This window comes from Flavilitoribacter nigricans DSM 23189 = NBRC 102662, from assembly GCF_002646595.1.
Classification (GTDB): domain Bacteria; phylum Bacteroidota; class Bacteroidia; order Chitinophagales; family Saprospiraceae; genus Flavilitoribacter; species Flavilitoribacter nigricans.
The window spans coordinates 44,418-61,983 of the sequence record NZ_PDUD01000041.1 but is presented as its reverse complement, the minus strand read 5'-3'; the positions used below and the strand labels follow the sequence as shown (position 1 = coordinate 61,983).

Sequence of the window (17,566 nt, the reverse complement as noted above, 5' to 3'; positions counted from 1 at the left end):
AGGTCCTCATTTAAAGTAGGTACGGATGATCCTCACTATCTCCAGTAAGGCACTTTCTAAGTTAATAATAAGATGCTTCACCAGATCTTCAAGCTCTTCCATTGGCAAAGTTTCGTATTCGAATTCCAATCTGGTAATGGTGGTACCAATTCCTTCTATTCCGAAAAACTGGAGCTGAGGGCTCATCTGATGCACAATCTTTCGGATCATTTCACGGTCTTTTTTCCCCAGGCCCTGTTGCAGTTGGGCCAATCTGGGAGGGATCAATTTTTGAAACTGCTCCAGATACTTAAGTATTTGATCGGGGTCTCCTCGGGAGATCCCGATCAGGTTTTTGAGATCAAGCAGACTGGTGTTCCATTTAATATCCATCTTCTACCGGTTTTGGGCAGGAAAAGGTTTCAATTCTGATAAGTTAACACTTATTCCGGATTGTTTTCGGAAAATTGATCGAACGGTTGATCGAACGGCTGATTCGCTTGACAGGCATTTTACAAAAGTTGTGGAAAACTAAGGAAATTTCTTTTTCAAGTCATTTGGTGTAATTTCACAAAAAAGCTAAATTTAACAAGCCCGATTTTTCTACTTCATCCTATAACCTAAACCCTAAATTTGATACGACCCAGTCGAATAACACTACTTTTTCTGCTCTTATCCTTATCCCTTCTTTCCATTTGCTGCAAACGGAAGGCCAAGCAAAAGGATGCGTTGATTAGCTATCCGGTTACTTCGCCCCGAACTAACCGGCCGGATCCCGCCATGGTCGATTGCTTGCTGGAAAAATCTACTAAAGCGATAAAAGGGAAAAAAATTAACTCCGATAGGGTGATCCGTCCGGTCGTGAGACCAGGGAGAAAGCCGGAGATGAGATCTCGCACCACCAATTTCCAGGCCGCCGGGAAACCACAGCTCATTCAGTTGCCCGAAGAACTTCCGGTGATTAGCCCCGGAAGTGACCTTGTGCCTTTACCAAAAACCGTATTAGGCGTCGGAAGGACGCAACTCGCCGTGCAGCCCCCGCGCACACTCGCTGCTCCAGCGGAGATCAAACCCGAAGCAATCGCCAATTTCAAGCAGCTGAGCGTCGATCAGGGGATGAGCACCATGTTCGTGCACGCGGTAGTAGAAGACCAGCATGGGAACATCTGGTTTGGAACCGGTGGAGGAGGCATCAGCCGTTTTGATCACTACAGTTTTATGCACTTTTCGGAAGCAGAAGGGCTGTTGTACAGCTCGGTGCACTCCCTCCTGATCGATAGCCGGGATAATCTTTGGATTGGAACCGACGGCAAAGGGTTGAGCCGGTACGATGGGCATCAGTTTACGCATTTTACCGATCAGAATGGATTGAGTGACAATGCGATAGAGTGCATGATGGAGGACAGTAAAGGCGGTCTGTGGTTCGGAACCGCAAACGGCGGCGTTAATAAATTTGACCCTCTGGCTAATGAGGGACAGGGTAGTTTTACGCACTACACAATAGAACAGGGCTTGAGCCACAACGATGTGCGGGCAATCCTGGAGGACAGCAGAGGCAATATTTGGTTTGGAACCGAAGGAGGTGGCGTAAGCCGGTTTGAACCCAGGGCCAATAACGGCTGGGGGCGCTTTACCCATTTTACTGAAGAAAGTGGATTGAGCAGTAATCTTGTTTACGCGATAACGGAGGATAAACAGGGAAATATTTGGCTGGGTACGAAAGAAGGACTGGACCGCTATGACGGACAGAGCATAGCCCGATTTACGACCAAAGAAGGATTGAGCGCCGACTATATCCGGTCCCTACTCACTGACAGCAGGGGAAATCTTTGGATCGGAACGGAGTACGGCGGCGTCATAAAGTATATACCCAATGCTTACGGAGGTCTGGGCAGCTTCACCCGTTTCGCATTTGAAGAGGGGTTCACCAGCCGGCGAATAGTCTCTATTATGGAGGACCATTCGGGCCGTTTCTGGTTCGCCGTGCAGGGAGACGGAGCCTACCGTTACGATGAGCGGTCATTTACTTATCACTATAACCTCGGCAGTGTAAAACTGGAGAACGGGCAGGCAAAATTATTAGCAGATTACAATGGCAGCCTGCGCGCTTATGATCCTGATATGCACATTTATACCCGGTATGCCCCGGAAGACCTGGGGAGCGAAGGTTACTTTACAGCCCTACTGGAAGACAGTAATGGAAACTATTGGCTTGGAACCGATAGCAGCGGAATAATCCGGTATAATCCCCGGACCAATGAAAGTACTTCATTCACCGAACGGCACGGTCTCGTGCACAAGCAGGTCTTTACCATCATGGAAGACAGCCGGGGAGACCTATGGATCGGTTCTCACCATCACGGAGTGAGTAGATATAATCCCACGAGGCAGGAAATGACCCACTTTACCGAATCGGAAGGCTTAGCAAACAATCACGTACATATCCTAGTGGAGGATAGCCAAGGTTACATCTGGATCGGAATGGGGCACGGCGGTATCACCAGGTATGCTCCGGACCAAACCGGCAATGGCGGAAGTTTCACCGATTTCACAACAGAGACCGGTCTCACAACGGATCAGGTCAATACCATTATGGAGGATAGCAAGGGCAATATCTGGATCGGGACCTGGAACGGCGGCATAAATATCTTTCATCCGACCGGAAAGGGCGGCACCTTTACGTACATTGATAAGGAGGATGGTCTAAGCAACAGCATCATTCAACACATAACGGAAGACCGACAGGGGCGATTTTGGGTCAGTACCGAACAGGGCCTGAATCTGTTGGTACCCGACTCTACCGCCGTTGGGTCCGACTATTTCCGCATCATCAACCTCGATCGGGAAGACGGGCTTAAAGGCACCAATATTGGAGGTAGCCTATTGGACAGTGAAAACCGTATCTGGTGGAGAGATATTATGTTGGACCTACGTGAATTTCAATTGCCGGAAAAAGCCCCCCGGATACAACTCAACCAACTGGAACTGGAACAAACCTTTGTTGATTACCGAAGATTGCCGAATGATAGTACTTATTTAAATTCCATCTTATTCGGTAAACATCTCGAGGGTACATATGATAGTGTGGCTGCCTTTTACAATTATCCTTTGAACCTGCAATTGCCTCATAACATTAACCATCTCACCTTCTCCTATTCTGCTATCGACTGGGTGGCGCCGCATAAGATCAGTTACCAATTCATGCTCGAAGGTCTGGAGGAAGGCTGGAACCCGGTCACTACTGAAAACAAGGCGGACTATCGCAGCCTGCCGCCCGGCACCTTCACCTTTAAAGTCCGGGCCGCCGGCCAGACCATGCGTTGGAGCGAACCCTTTGCCTACACTTTTACCATCCTGCCTCCCTGGTGGCTGACCTGGTGGGCAAAGGCCTTCTACGGCCTAATTGGCCTGGTCCTGGTCTGGACAGTTATCCGTTCGAGAACGGCGGCATTAGAAAAGCGCCAGAAGGTATTGGAACAAACGGTGCGAGAAAAGACCGCTGAAGTAGTGCAACAAAAAGAAAGGGCAGAACGATCCGAAAAGATCAAACAACAGTTTCTGGCCAATATGAGCCATGAGATCCGCACGCCAATGAATGCCATTTTGGGTATGATCCGGATACTGAGGAGACACGCGCTGCTGCCCGCGCAGCGTCCGTACATAGATGCGATCCACCAGAGCGCGGACAATCTGCTGGTCATTCTCAACGATATCCTGGACCTCTCCAAGATCGAGGCTGGGAAAATAGAGATCGCATCCGTTCCGATAAATCCGGTTAAAGTGGTGGAGAACGTGCTGGATATTTTAAAATTCAAGGCGGAGGAAAAGGGATTGCGACTTAACTATCGTACCGAAGGAGATGTTCCCGAACTGGTAATGGGAGATCCGACCCGGCTCAATCAAATCCTGCTCAACCTGATCGGGAATGCCATTAAGTTCACCGATAAAGGTACCATCAGGACACTCATCTGCAGGAATGGGGAGTCGGGTATGCTGCGTTTTGCTGTTGAAGATCAGGGGATCGGTATACCCGCTGATAAACTGCAAACGATCTTTAATTCCTTCGAGCAGGTGTCGGCCTCCTCGACCCGGAAATACGGTGGTACCGGTCTGGGCCTCACGATTACCAAGCAACTGGTAGACCTGCAAAAGGGTAAGATCTGGATTAAAAGTGAGGAGAATAAGGGCAGTACTTTCTTTTTTGAATTACCGGTCAGGCTTGCTGCCGGAAAGGAAGTAGCCGAAACTACCGCCACGGAAGATCAGCTGAAAACGATGGGAAATGAGCTGGCCGGCATGAAGATTCTATTGGCGGAAGATAATGCCTTCAATTCGATGTTGGTGCAGGACGATCTGTCCTACTATGTTCCCGGAGTAGAAGTCGACCTGGCGCAAAACGGCCTGGCCGCCCTGGAAAGTTACCAGGCTAATACCTATGACCTCATCCTGATGGATGTGCACATGCCCGAAATGAACGGCTACGAAGCCTCCCGCCACATCCGGAAATTAGAAGCTGAACGGCAGATAAAAACGCCCATCCCGATTATTGCCATGACGGCCAGCTTGCTGAAATCGGAAGTGGCACTGTGCTATGAGGCCGGCATGGACAACTATGTACCCAAACCTTACAAAATCGAAGAACTGATCGGTACGCTCTTTTCCATGGCAAATAATTGATGGTCGCTCTGATCACCTAAAGCTTTAAGCTGGGCTGCTTGGGAACAATCCTGATGAGCCAACGGTTGATCCATCTGCTTTATACCGTTTGATCAACCGTTGGCTCATTCTACGGGCCGTTGGATAATTTCTGCTTGTCTTCCGTGTTTTTCTCCTCCATATTAGCGTCTATATAAGGATGATCAATAATTGCTATTCCTCCTTCCGACAAGCGTTATTCTCATTCATTTCTCAATGATTTTTTAGACCTGGTAACATGAAAACGGCAGGTAGCCACCGTGCCGGTTTTCATGGAGTTTTGGTTTAGAAATTAATTTACCAACCCTATTTAAAACACATTAATTATGGAAAATTTGATGAAGCTTTTTCTCTGTCTTGGCGTAATTGTTTTCCTTTCCACCGCACCTTCATTAGTACCTAAAGCCGCAGCCCAGGGAGCTGAACATAACAGCTTCCCTTTCACAGTTAGTCTTTATAATGAATGCACAGATGAGAATATGGACCTTTCAGCCGTCGTTAACATGGTATTTAAAGAAACCAATACTGCTAGTGGAGGACTGCACTTTGTAGAACATTTTAATCTGCAGAACGCAACGGCTGTAGGGGATAAGGGTGGAGTTTATACAGTAGCTGGTAGCCCACAGAACTACATTAAAAAATGCAGCTGTGGCAACGGTGCCGCAGTTACTACTCTTGAAACTCGTCAAGTATTTGTTGCAAGAGGCTCTACCTCAAATCTAACTTTTTCATTCTTTCTCCACATCACGGTTAACGAAAACGGAGAAGTCACCTCCTTTACTCCAGGGGTTGAAAATTTTAAATGTCAATAACACCTGGTTTGTTGCATGAGTCGTTCGATAATGCCTGGTTTGTTGTGAAAAATGCAAGCACTGCCCACTGATCCCTCTATCGATAACCTGCAGGAGATCTTTTCCTTAAGCTGGAAGGGCCAGTCGACAAAAAACTCTCTACCTGTCAAGTCTATGGAAGGCTGCTCTGCGGGAGATGTATGGCTTACCAATTAGGATGAAGTAGCTGCCTTTGGAGCTCTTCAGCCAGTTAAAGTAAATCTGTTTATTGACGATTCCGAAAATCACCGTTCGTATCAGTAGCTCACGGAGATAAAGTCTATACCAAACAAATAATTCTGGAAAGATAATACTAGACCCATGTATAGCCCCGGGCAAAAATGCCTGGGGCTACTAAAAATATTAGCTGGTTTTCCAGCACAAAATTTTACTCATCCGATAATTTCTCATCAGAAAAACTTCATTAAAACTAAGCCGAAACATCTAATAAAATAGAGCCTTCTAATAGACCTTTTGAAGATCCTACTCCTTCAACCCATCCACCTTAATCGTCCAGACATAATCACAGGGAGGATTCTTCTGCAAGCTTTTCGGGATCTTGACGGTAAATCCATTGCCGTTGGGTTTCCAGCTCAACGGACGGTCTTCTCCCAACAGGGTGACGGTACTCCCCCGCTCGGGCTGGTGGGATTGGATAGTGATCTCGGCGGGTATGGTCGTTTCGTCTTCTTTGGCCAGATAGAAAAAATAAGCCTGCCCCTCTTCCTTCCGGGTCATGCAAATGTTTCCTTCTTTGTAGGGCGCCATCGCCTGACTGCTGTAAATAGCTTCACTGTTCACATCCATCCACTTGCCATATGCTTCCAATAGCTGATAGGCTCCCGCTTGCCATTCACCCTCCGGCGAAGGAGCAATGTTGAGCAACAGGTTGCCCCCTTTAGCGACGATATCCACCAGCATTTGCACGCCCTGGTAGCCGGACATGTATTTGGCATCCGGCGTATAGGACCAGCCGCCTCCCGAAATGATACAGGATTCCCAGGGATAGGGCAGTTCTTTTTCCGGCACCCGGTTTTCGGGGGTCAGGTAGTTCTGATTTTTTCCGTATACGGCTCGGTCCACCACGATCAGACCGGGTTGTTTGGCGCGGGCTTTGGACACCAGTTCATCCATACGAATATCCTGCGCTACGATCCGGTGTTTGATGAAGCCGTTGCCCGATTTGTTTTCGGCGAACTTTTCAGCGTAGTTCTCCTCCAGGTTTTGCTCGTCCCGCTTCCTCACCCAGCCGCCATCGAGCCAGATGATATCTACTTTACCATAATCGGTGAGCAGCTCCAGGATCTGATTGTGGGTAAATTGTACATACTTTTCCCATTTTTCCGGATACAGGGCCGGATCGTAATTGACATTCCGATCAAAAGGCGGAAAGTACGGATCCCAGTAATTTTCGTGGTGCCAGTCCGGTTTGGAGAAATAAGCACCTACCCACATATCCTCTCCCCGGAAGGCATCGAAGATCTCTTTTGCGATATTGGCTTTTGGATTACTGCTGAACGCACATTCCGGATCAGTCACCTTGTAGTCCGTATATTTTGAATCGAACATCGAAAAACCGTCGTGGTGCTTGGTCGTAAAAACCATATAGCGCATCCCCGCATTTTTGGCTGCTTTCGCCCATTTAGCAGGATCAAATTTTATTGGATTGAAGGTCTTTTTCAGCGCTTCGTATTCCTGCACATATTCCGTATAATTCTGCGGATTGCTGCCTTTTTTGCGTTCGCACCAGCCGTAGTCTTCCGGACAGATCGACCAGGATTCCACCACGCCCCACTGGCTGTAAGGCCCCCAGTGCATGAGCAGACCAAATTTGATATCCTGCCATTGATCCAGTTTTTCCAAAACCAACGGATCGGTTTCGGGTACATACTTTTCATCCTCATAAATGGCCTGTGCAAAGGCGTGAATAGTGGTGCTCAGCAAAATGAATAGTACCAGCTTTGTTTTCATCATTTTTCTTTTAGTGTAAGTTTCCCAACAACAATTTTCTAAAACCGTAGAGCATGTGGGAAGATCCCATTTTCCTCACTCGCCAATATAGTGGATTTTGAAAAATTAAGATGTTTGTATCTTGAGCCATCGGGATTTTCTTCCCCGATCGCATACCAGCAAAAAAACTAAGGATGTATACCCATCATAAATTCAAAGTAGAACGAACCGCACATTACCACACCATCGGCGAAGCGAATCCGGAGGTGACCCGGCTGATCATTGCCTGTCACGGTCAGGGACAACGCAGTCAGTATTTTATACGCCGGTTCGATGTACTGGACGATGGGAAAACTTTCGTTATCGCCCCGGAAGCCCTATCCAGATACTACTTGAAAAGTTTTGGCGGCGAGGTCGGCGCGAGCTGGATGACCAGTGCCGAACGATTGGATGAAATTGCGGACTACGCCAATTACCTGCAACAACTTCTGGAACATTACCGGCCGCTCGTCAACGAACAGGTAAAGATCACCCTCCTTGGCTTTTCTCAGGGTGGCGCGACTATATTCCGCTGGGCCATGGAAAAATTCCCGGCGGTAGACCGCTTCATCCTATTTGCAAGTATGCTCCCGGAAGATCTGGATTACCGGCCTTATCAGGAATATTTTGACACTAAAAAGATCACCTGGCTCTACGGAACCTCTGATCAATTTCTGAATGACCAACGGCTGGCGTTTAACCGGAGCGTCTTCAAAAAAAATAATATACAGTACGAGGAAAAAACCTTTGACGGAAAGCACGAAGTAAGGCGGGATGTCCTACAGGAATTATTTGCCGATCAGGTATAACTACACCTTACACCTGACACCTCAAATCCTGACGCCTGACACCTAGAATCCTGACACCTCAATCCTCTCCCCTCCCCCACTTCCCTAAACCACTAAACTTTTTCCATTGGAACTTTGTCCTATATTATCTAAAGGCAAACAGCATATTCCTCTAAATCCTTAACTCACCCATCAGAATATCAACATTATGAAAGCCATCGGATTCCGACAGTCATTACCCATTGAGGCCGCAGAAAGTTTTTTTGAATTTGACCTGGAAAAACCCAGTCCGGAGGGATACGATCTGCTGGTGAAGATAAGTGCCATCGCCGTTAACCCGGTAGATTATAAGATCCGGCAAAATGCCGCAAAGGACACCGTCCTCGATAGCCCGAAGGTTATCGGATGGGATGCCGTCGGCACGGTCGAAGCGGTCGGCGACAAAACCTCAAAATTTAAGGTCGGAGACCAGGTCTACTACGCCGGCGATCTAACACGCAGTGGCTGCAATGCTGAATTTCAACTGGTGGATGAACGCATAGTGGGCCGGAAACCAAACAACCTGAGCGATGCCGAAGCGGCCGCCATCCCCCTGACGGCCCTGACCGCCTGGGAATCGCTCTTTGATCGGATAAAAATAGGCCCAAAGGCCGATAGAGGAAAAACGGTCCTGATCCTGGCCGGGGCCGGCGGGGTGGGTTCCATCGGGATCCAGATCGCCAAACAGGTAGCCGGACTGACGGTGATCGCTACGGCTTCACGACCGGAATCACAGGCCTGGTGCAAACAGTTCGGCGCCGACTTCGTCGTTAACCACCATCACCTGAAAGCGGAACTGGAAAAGATCGGCCACCCCCAGGTCGACTACATTCTGGACTTTGTCAATATCAATGCCTATTGGGAAACGGCGGTAGAACTGATCAAACCCCAGGGACACATCGTATCCATTACCGGCAGCAGTGATCCGTTGAATCTCTCCCTGCTCAAAACTAAAAGCGTGTCTTTTTCCTGGGAATTCATGTACACCCGCTCCATGTACAACACTCCGGATATCGAAAAACAACACGAGATCCTCAATACGGTAGCAGACCTGCTGGAAGACGGCACCTTTAAAACTACGCTGAGTACGACCCTGTCCGGATTTAGCGTAGAAAATCTAAAAAAGGCCCACCAAATGCAGGAATCCGGCAAGACCATCGGTAAAACGGTTATTAAATTTTAGCATGTATAGATCGTCCGTTTAAGCTGGAAGCACAAATAATACAAATTCCTTTCCCGGATATCTTTCCAGGATAAGAACTCTGAACAGTACCATAATTTCCGGGAAAATTTCTAAATTGGAATTCGGGAAAATTCCATCCCAATTTCAACACTATCTCCGCATAGAAGTGACTTTGTCCCGGTTTCGGGATCATTCAGAAGGGGTGATATGCCCGCTTCTGGCCTGGTATCGGTTTTCCAGGGCTGATCCATGCGAATCAGCGGTTCAATGTGCAGGAAATGTGTCTTTAGGCACAAAATTTAGGTAGCCAAATGTCCATTTCACGGCTTAGCATGCCGTAGGTAGGCCAGGTAAAACCATATTGGGTACCTACAGCACGCGAACCTCTCAAATTATTGGACGGGCTACCAATAGTTCGTCCCTACAGGATTTTAACCTCTGATTCGCATGCTTCATCTACCAATAATCAAAAACATCTAAACTATGCAGGAGAAAAAAATTGGCTTAAAAGAAGCGATCTCTATCGGGATCGGAGGAATGGTCGGTGGAGGTATTTTTGCCGTACTGGGTCTGGCGGTTTCCCTCGCTAAAGGGGGTACGCCGGTTGCATTCCTGCTCGCGGGCGTATTGGCGCTGCTCACCTCTTATAGTTATGTAAAGCTATCCCGGTCTTATCCCGACCGGGGCGGTACCGTAAAATTTATCAACCAGGGCTTCGGTAAAACGATCTTCAGCGGAGCCGTGAATAACCTTTTGTGGATCAGCTATATCATCATGCTGTCCCTCTACGCTTCGGCCTTTGGCTCCTATGCGCCCAATCTGTGGGCCATTACTCAGAGCAAAACGGTTGATTTCCACATCTACGCCAGTGCGATCATCATCCTGGCCACAGCCATCAACTACTACAGTATCGCGGTGGTCGGCCGGATCGAATCCTACGCCGTGGTCATTAAATTGATCATCCTGCTGGGATTCATCGGCATCGGAGCTTACGGACTGATCGGCAACCCGAATGTAAGTCAACTGGCCATTGCGCAGTGGGAAACACCCATCCAGTTATTTGCCGGCGGTATGGTGATCTTTGTGGCCTACGAGGGTTTTGAACTCATTGCCAATGCAGCGCCGGATATTGTCAATCCGGAAAAAAATATCTCAAGAGCCTACTATTACTCCGTCCTTTTTGTCATCGCCCTGTATATCGTGATCGCGATCGTTACGGTCGGCTCCCTACCCTTTTCGCAGATTGCTTCTGCGCAGGATTATGTGCTGGCCGAAGCTGCCAAACCCATGCTGGGGCAGATCGGCTTTTCCATCATCACCGTTGCGGCCCTGATCTCTACCTTCTCCGCTATCAACGCATCACTCTACGGGGGCAGCCGGGTAAATTTTGAGATCGCACAGGACGATGAATTGCCGCACCATTTCCTCGCCCAGTTCTGGAACCAGCCTATAGGCCTTATGATCACCGCCGTTTCCACCCTGATCCTCGTCAATGTGCTGAACCTGGAAAGTATTTCAACGGCCGGCAGTATCGGTTTCCTGCTGATCTTCGGCATTGTAAATTATGTAGGGTTCAAACTCTCCGGGCAGATCCGCGGGAATAAGATCATCCCCCTCGCCGGGGCTTTCCTCTGCCTGGCCGCTTTACTCATTCTGATCCACCAGCAGTACAGTTCCAATCTGGCCGGTGTACTGGTTTCTCTGGGAATTATCGGACTTTGTTTTTTGGTCGAATGGCTGTACAAGAGATCCGAAAGTTCGGCCAGTTAGCTCCGCATGCTGCCTTCGAAACTCACTTTTGACCTGTGTAAAATCAAGCTCACTGTATGGAAACGACCGTCCAATATCTGGAAAACCTCTTACAGAACTGGGAGGCATCCGTTCTGGAGTACCTACCCAAAGTGTTTCTGGCCCTGTTTGTCCTACTGATCTTCGGATTGCTGGCCCGCTTTATCAAGAGGGTAAGCCTGAAATCCTACGCCCGGGCTTTTAAATCACATCTTGACCTGGCTAACCTGATTTCGGGTATGTTTTATTTTTTCTTCATGCTCTCCGGCATATTCCTGGCCCTGCAGATACTGGGGCTGGAAAAAGTACTCACCAAATTGCTGGCCGGTGCCGGCATTGTCGGCATTATTGCCGGCTTTGCCTTCAAGGACATTGCCTCCAATATTTTTGCCGGCTTACTGTTGAAATTCCAGCGGCCGTTCCAGCCGGGGGACTGGGTAGAGATCGACGACAAATACGGCGTCGTCCTGGAAGTGGGCTGGATCACAACGACGATCAAAACGGTTCCCGGGCAGGAGGTATTCGTGCCCAACCAGGTGATCTACAGCAATACCTTTACCAATTTTTCTACCTTCCACCAAAGAAGGATCATTCTCGAAAGCGGGGTGTCTTACGGTGACGACCTGGAGCATGTCCGCACCGTTGCGCTCGATGAAGTAGCGAAGGTAAAAGAACTGTTGCCGGGCGAAGGGATCGACTTCTTCTTTACGGAGATCGCGAATTCAACCTACAATTTTCAGTTGCGGTTCTGGATCAAATTTGAGACCAACAATGATTTTCGCACCGCACTGAGCGATATTATTATTCGGATTAAAAAACGATTCGAGCAGGAAAACATCTCCATTGCCTACCCGGTTACCACACTGGATTTCGGGGTGAAAGGAGGCGTCAACTTATTCGATAAAAGTCTGCAGGTAAATACATAAGAGCGGAAGTAAATACGACGTGATCACCACTACCGATCGCCATTTACTTACGATATATAGCGACTCTCCACTGCAGACTCTTCACTTGGACTTTTTAGGGTATTGCATGAACTTTTACAGTTATTGACCAGTGCGTTTCTGCCCTAATTTTGTAGCAAGTTCTCAGCAACGATAATTAAGTACTGACCAAATTGTTCTTTAGACCGTTCCAAAGTGGAATCGTGGATCATTTGACTTTCAAGCTCTACAGCTACAGGACTAAAACATTTTGGGACCTCAATTATCAGTTGAGCAAATTCAAAACATCTTTTTACTATAAAGACAAACCAATTATGAACTTCAAGATCATTTTTTCCAGCCTTATGGCTCTTATATTATTACAATCCTGCGCTACGACCAAAAAGGTTGCGGATGATACTACCACCTTCTGGGTGGCCGGCTACAAAACGGAGGCTTCGGCAGGGGCCGGCAAAATGCAGGTGCTGAACATTCACCGGGGAGAAACCCTCGACAACCCACAATGGGAACACTTTTATGCCAATATCGAAGGTTTTCAGTTTGAAGAAGGCTATTTGCAAAAGATCGAGGTGAAAGCGGAAAAACTGGATAAAAGTCAGGTTCCTGCGGATGCTTCATCCATTAAATATACCTTGGTGAAAGTACTGGACAAGCAAAAAGATATCCGCACCGTGTTGAATGGGGAATGGACCCTCATGCGCCTGAACGATCGCCCGCTCAACCGTATGGTGGTATTGCCGACCATGACGATCGACCTGTCCCAAAACCTGGTCGCTGGTAATGGTGGCTGTAATACTTTTAACGGTAAGATCCAGGAGCTGTCTGCCTCCAAAATAAAGCTGGGACCGGTTGTGTCTACCCGTAAGGCTTGTATGAACAAAAACGTGGAGTCCGAATTCAATCAGGCCCTGAATACGATCAATACGTATCAGATTGCGGGTAATAACCTCACTTTTTACGACGATTCCGGAAAAAAGGTACTGGCCTTCATAAAAAATGCGGGTGCTACATCCATGGACGAACTGAACACCAGCTGGACCGCTGCCCGTATTAACGGTAACCCGATCGATCGTATGACCCCGCTTCCGAAAATGACGCTTGACCTGAACGCCATGCAGGTCAGCGGTAATGACAGTTGCAACGACTTTAGCGGTAAGATCGAAAGTGTGACGGCATCCGGTCTGCAGTTCGGGACCATTGCCGCTACCCAAAAAATGTGCCGTAACATGGAAACAGCTGACCGCTTCGGTAAAGCTCTGGACAAAACGGGTACTTATAAGCTGGACGACACCATGCTCACGCTGTACGATAAATACGGTAATGAACTCCTTGCTTTCCTGAAAGCTAACTAACCACCATCTCGGTTCAGCCCTTGGACCGCAAATGGGAACCGGTTGGGACGGATTCGACTTCAACCGGTTCCCTGTATTTCCTTCAATTTGGCCATCTCTCCAGGTCGCAGCAGCAAATTAAAATTTAAAGGTCATGAAAAATTCCAGGCATACTATCGCCGTGGTCGGCGGCGGGATGACCGGTAGCTCGTGGGCAGCGCTTTTTGCCATGCGGGGAGATATCGTACGCATTGTCGAAGCTCGGCCGGAAGTGGCGGCTACCTTGAAACCCAGGATCATGGAAATGCTCAAACAAAGTCTTGGGGTTTCCAATGTCTTTGGTGTCGACCGGAATATTGAGGTATACTCCGGCCTGGAAGGAACGCTGGACGGAGTATACGCAATTCAGGAAGCGGTTTCGGAGCAAGCCGAACTCAAACAGCAGATTTTTGCCGAAATAGAAAAACATGCGCCTCCGAATGCACTCATTCTGTCGTCATCTTCCGCTATCCCCGCTTCGGTTGCAGGAGAACAGATGGAAGATCCCAGTCGACTGATCATTGGGCACCCATTCCATCCCCCGCATATTCTCCCCTTGGTCGAGGTGGTGGCCGGGCCACAAACAGATTATGAACTGGTGGAGAAGACACTGGCGTTTTACCGGGCATACGGCCGGGTGCCGGTTCAATTGTATCGGGAAGTGCCGGGCTTTGTAGCCAATCGCCTTCTGGGAGCTGTCGTTTTAGAGGCAGCTGATCTGATCAACCGGGGTATCGTCAATGCCGGAGATCTGGATACGATAATTACGAACTCACTGGGCCTCCGGTGGGCGGCCATCGGCCCTGTTCTCGCCGGAGTACTGTCCGGGATGCCGGGCGGTATCGAACAACTTCTGAAACAGATTATTCAGCCACTGACGGACAATATGGGAAAAGAACCGCTTCCGGATGAAGTCATTGAAAAAATATGTCGGCAGGCTGCGATCTATTATCCCAAAGAAGAATGGAATGACCTCGCCAGAAGGAGAGATCAGCAACAAGGCATGATCCTCAAAATACAAAAGCGTACAACCCTATCTACGTTGGAGTAGCCGCGATTGCCATAAATTGCCTTTCCTTCCCTCTTCAGGCTTACCCGATTGCCAGGTTTATTCTTTTTCAGTAACCGTCCTCCGAATCTTTGCTTTTCTATTTGCCGCTGTCATTCGACGGGACCTTGGTTCCCATCTCATAAATCCGTTTTAGGAGTTGCTCCAAAGAAGCCGGAGACAAACCCAGATGTTGAATACAGCCCGGAGATACCTGATTTTCCAAAAGTTGATTAACTTACCGGTCTCCGCAATCTAGCTTTATAAGGTTTCCATCTTAGCGATCCTTGTCCATAGAGCAATCTGATCCCAGATGATCAGGTATTCATTTGCATTATAGTTAGTGATTGCCCAGTGGGGATATTTCAGTTGTGTTTCACAAACCGATAGCTTGCATGAGAACGATCCAATTCCCTCTGCTGACTCCTGAAAAATGGTACGAACTGCTCCACCGGCAGCTTCCGTCCACCATCCGGGAGAATCAGTTCATATTCGACCGGGAACTGGGGAAAGGAAAATTGCAATACACCTTTCTCCAGGAAGGATTATGGGTGAACCAGATGAACTTTGAACTGCACGATCCAATAAAACTACTTCGGGTCGCCAGGGAGAAAAATGATTGCTTTGCCATTAACTTCTACTTGTCCAATTCTGCCATCGATTACGAAGACGGCAGAAATTCCTTTAAGTTGGGAATTGAAAACCTCAGTATTCTGCTTAATTCAGCTACCGGCGATATTGAATTCATCATCCCCGCCAACACGCCGGTCCGGATCTTCAATCTCGGCTTCACCCGGGAGTGGTTAAAAAGTACCTTATTGAATGCGGAGAACGTTGATAAGTTGGGTAAGCTTTTCCTATCGGATGATCCGATCTACATTGTCGAAAACCTGGATTTTAAATTTAAAAATATCCTTAACGACCTGGACCTGAATACCGTTAGCCGGCTCAGATTGTTTTCGGGCATCCTGCAGTTACTGGATTACCTGGTGATCAAACTCAACAGTCGGGTTTCGGAGAGTCTGCATACCGCCAATATCCACTACGCGGATCTGGAGCAACTGATGAAGGCTAAAAATCAGCTCGATACCCATCTGGAAGAAAGTATCCCCGTTGAAGAACTGGCACAGGGAGCCGGCATGAGCTTATCCAAATTCAAAAGGCTTTTCAAGCAGGTATTCGGGACCACACCCTATAAGTATTATTTGCAAAACCGAATGGAGAAGGCCATGGAAATGTTATTATCAGGACGGCAGTCCGTTTCTGAAGTGGGATTCCTGATTGGATATACCAACCTGAGTCAATTTACCAAGGCGTTCAAAAAGCACCATGGTATCTTGCCCAGTGAGGTTGAATGAATGAGCCGGTATAAAGGAGAAAGGGAATAATAATTATTTCTTCTTCGGGAATACCCCTGCTCTAATTCCACTCTTCCGGCAAGAGAAAAGCCGAAAAGAATTCTTTCCGGCTTTCGAAAATAAAACTAAACCCCAGTTATATTCTTGATAAAATTAATTATTCGGATTTTTCTCAAGATACATCACTTTTGATTAAAAAGCAAGCACCTTACCCACCCGCCGAAACAAAATGTTTGATACCCATAAGGGATTTCTTCTCACCACCCCAAAAGGCACAGGATATATATTTGGCTTTCAGAAAACTATTCATTGCCTAAAATCACCCAGTGTTCGGACCGGTCGTTCATGCGAAATATAACTTTCCATCAAAAGACCTGGAAAGATGCACCCGCCAGACATTCAAGCTCCCCGATATTCGCCAACCCGAAGCCAGATTTCTGAAACCTCCCCTCCCCTCTTTCGTAAAAGGTATGGAATTTGCTTTCAGACTTCATAACCTTTAACCCCCAGGATAGAATTATGGTCATACTAATCATTCTACTAGTTATAGTTGCTGCTTTACTATTTCCAAAACAGAAGCAATAAAAGGGTTGAAGCCATCTCAAAAATGTTTTTGATGGTGAAAAAGAGGGATTTTTGAGCCAGATGAGGCGAAAAAACGGAGCATAGCCATAGCTACGTGACGTTTTTTGCAACGAAATATGGCTCCAAAACCCCCTTTTGTAGGCCAATGGATATTTTTGAGATGGCTTCTAACAATTTTTTAAACTTTAGGCCGCCTTCAAGGTATTTACGTTAATCGGGCAGCGGGAATAATGCCGCTTTGCCCCATGGTTTTCCCGTTGCCAACAACCAATAATATATTATAGCGATCTCCACAAAAAGCAATGTCGGGCACCGGATCCTGTATCCATTTGAGCATTTTTCGGGAACAATCGAAGTCTCCCAACAAACTGGTCCCACCTGTATAGCAAATTAAAAAAAGTTTAAACCGCACCTACATGTATATGTAGCTCTTCCTCTTTCTGCCCACCGAATTAGCAGCCTATATTGGAAAGCGTCTGATTTAGGATAAACAAACAAAATCAATTACAATTATGGATGCAGGAAGTCTACTCATTATTTTGGCTATTGGTGCCATTGCCGGCTGGATTGCCGGTAATCTGATGCGGGGCGGAGGCTTCGGATTAGTCTGGAATATTATTCTGGGTATTGTCGGCAGTATCGTGGGCAGCTGGCTGTTAGGCCAGTTAGGGGTCGCGGCGGGAGCCGGTATCCTCGGCTCTCTGATCACCTCCGTTATCGGCGCGGTAGTCATTCTGTTTATCGCGAGCCTCATTAAAAGGTGATGGCTTCGCTCACTCCTTTGGTTTCCATCCCCAGCTTCTTCGGAGTTGTATATCCTCCGGATCTGATTTGAAATTGAAGTTAAAGCAGGTTCTACGAATCTTGAAATTGCAGGGGGAAAGATCAATATCTTTCCCCCTTACGCTTTCCGGTTGCCCTTCGTTCATTAGACCTTTCTGTACAACCGTTTACAGGCCAAAGATCTGTC

Annotated in this window: 12 protein-coding genes; 10 read left to right on the top strand and 2 right to left on the bottom strand. The window is 47.7% G+C overall.

The annotated features are described in order from the left end of the window. Positions 1-6: 6 nt before the first annotated feature. Complete coding sequence (locus tag CRP01_RS32415) at positions 7-372, bottom strand: hypothetical protein (RefSeq protein ID WP_099154240.1); 366 nt, start codon at positions 370-372, stop codon at positions 7-9. A 492-nt stretch (positions 373-864) separates the two neighbouring features. Between CRP01_RS32415 and CRP01_RS32410 the strand changes: the two genes are divergently transcribed. Together CRP01_RS32410 and CRP01_RS32405 are read left to right on the top strand one after the other, a co-directional pair. Further along, positions 865-4,656: a hybrid sensor histidine kinase/response regulator gene (locus CRP01_RS32410; protein ID WP_170110628.1), complete on the top strand. Its 3,792-nt coding sequence runs from the start codon at positions 865-867 to the stop codon at positions 4,654-4,656. A 344-nt stretch (positions 4,657-5,000) separates the two neighbouring features. Next, positions 5,001-5,486, top strand: a complete 486-nt coding sequence (locus CRP01_RS32405) for a hypothetical protein (RefSeq protein WP_099154238.1) — start codon at positions 5,001-5,003, stop codon at positions 5,484-5,486. Between the two features lie 501 nt (positions 5,487-5,987). Here CRP01_RS32405 and CRP01_RS32400 read toward each other — a convergent pair. Continuing rightward, the gene (locus tag CRP01_RS32400) at positions 5,988-7,478 is read right to left on the bottom strand and encodes an alpha-L-fucosidase (protein WP_222845864.1); all 1,491 of its coding nucleotides are present in this window, start codon (positions 7,476-7,478) and stop codon (positions 5,988-5,990) included. 170 nt (positions 7,479-7,648) lie between these two features. Here CRP01_RS32400 and CRP01_RS32395 point away from each other — a divergent pair, with 170 nt between their 5' ends. From CRP01_RS32395 to CRP01_RS32360, 8 genes are all read left to right on the top strand, one after another. Next, positions 7,649-8,302: an alpha/beta hydrolase gene (locus CRP01_RS32395; protein WP_099154236.1), complete on the top strand. Its 654-nt coding sequence runs from the start codon at positions 7,649-7,651 to the stop codon at positions 8,300-8,302. A gap of 187 nt (positions 8,303-8,489) precedes the next feature. Next, a complete protein-coding gene (locus tag CRP01_RS32390; protein ID WP_099154235.1) occupies positions 8,490-9,503 on the top strand; it encodes a zinc-binding alcohol dehydrogenase family protein in 1,014 nt (337 codons plus the stop codon). A gap of 483 nt (positions 9,504-9,986) precedes the next feature. Next, positions 9,987-11,273, top strand: a complete 1,287-nt coding sequence (locus CRP01_RS32385) for an APC family permease (protein ID WP_099154234.1) — start codon at positions 9,987-9,989, stop codon at positions 11,271-11,273. Between the two features lie 56 nt (positions 11,274-11,329). Next, the gene (locus tag CRP01_RS32380; RefSeq protein ID WP_099154233.1) at positions 11,330-12,217 is read left to right on the top strand and encodes a mechanosensitive ion channel family protein; all 888 of its coding nucleotides are present in this window, start codon (positions 11,330-11,332) and stop codon (positions 12,215-12,217) included. A gap of 332 nt (positions 12,218-12,549) precedes the next feature. Further along, positions 12,550-13,587, top strand: coding sequence for an META domain-containing protein (locus CRP01_RS32375; RefSeq protein WP_143473626.1), 1,038 nt, complete (start codon positions 12,550-12,552; stop codon positions 13,585-13,587). Positions 13,588-13,720: 133 nt separating this feature from the next. Next, the gene (locus CRP01_RS32370; RefSeq protein ID WP_099154231.1) at positions 13,721-14,656 is read left to right on the top strand and encodes a 3-hydroxyacyl-CoA dehydrogenase NAD-binding domain-containing protein; all 936 of its coding nucleotides are present in this window, start codon (positions 13,721-13,723) and stop codon (positions 14,654-14,656) included. Between the two features lie 392 nt (positions 14,657-15,048). Then, a complete protein-coding gene (locus CRP01_RS32365; RefSeq protein WP_099154230.1) occupies positions 15,049-16,011 on the top strand; it encodes a helix-turn-helix domain-containing protein in 963 nt (320 codons plus the stop codon). A 1,097-nt stretch (positions 16,012-17,108) separates the two neighbouring features. Then, the gene (locus CRP01_RS32360) at positions 17,109-17,360 is read left to right on the top strand and encodes a GlsB/YeaQ/YmgE family stress response membrane protein (RefSeq protein WP_099154229.1); all 252 of its coding nucleotides are present in this window, start codon (positions 17,109-17,111) and stop codon (positions 17,358-17,360) included. The last annotated feature ends 206 nt before the right edge of the window (positions 17,361-17,566 follow it).

Coding starts and splice junctions, on each gene's coding strand:
- CRP01_RS32415 (WP_099154240.1), bottom strand. CDS start 372: ATGGATATTAAATGGAACACCAGTCTGCTTGATCTCAAAAACCTGATC.
- CRP01_RS32410 (WP_170110628.1), top strand. CDS start 865: ATGAGATCTCGCACCACCAATTTCCAGGCCGCCGGGAAACCACAGCTC.
- CRP01_RS32405 (WP_099154238.1), top strand. CDS start 5,001: ATGGAAAATTTGATGAAGCTTTTTCTCTGTCTTGGCGTAATTGTTTTC.
- CRP01_RS32400 (WP_222845864.1), bottom strand. CDS start 7,478: ATGATGAAAACAAAGCTGGTACTATTCATTTTGCTGAGCACCACTATT.
- CRP01_RS32395 (WP_099154236.1), top strand. CDS start 7,649: ATGTATACCCATCATAAATTCAAAGTAGAACGAACCGCACATTACCAC.
- CRP01_RS32390 (WP_099154235.1), top strand. CDS start 8,490: ATGAAAGCCATCGGATTCCGACAGTCATTACCCATTGAGGCCGCAGAA.
- CRP01_RS32385 (WP_099154234.1), top strand. CDS start 9,987: ATGCAGGAGAAAAAAATTGGCTTAAAAGAAGCGATCTCTATCGGGATC.
- CRP01_RS32380 (WP_099154233.1), top strand. CDS start 11,330: ATGGAAACGACCGTCCAATATCTGGAAAACCTCTTACAGAACTGGGAG.
- CRP01_RS32375 (WP_143473626.1), top strand. CDS start 12,550: ATGAACTTCAAGATCATTTTTTCCAGCCTTATGGCTCTTATATTATTA.
- CRP01_RS32370 (WP_099154231.1), top strand. CDS start 13,721: ATGAAAAATTCCAGGCATACTATCGCCGTGGTCGGCGGCGGGATGACC.
- CRP01_RS32365 (WP_099154230.1), top strand. CDS start 15,049: ATGAGAACGATCCAATTCCCTCTGCTGACTCCTGAAAAATGGTACGAA.
- CRP01_RS32360 (WP_099154229.1), top strand. CDS start 17,109: ATGGATGCAGGAAGTCTACTCATTATTTTGGCTATTGGTGCCATTGCC.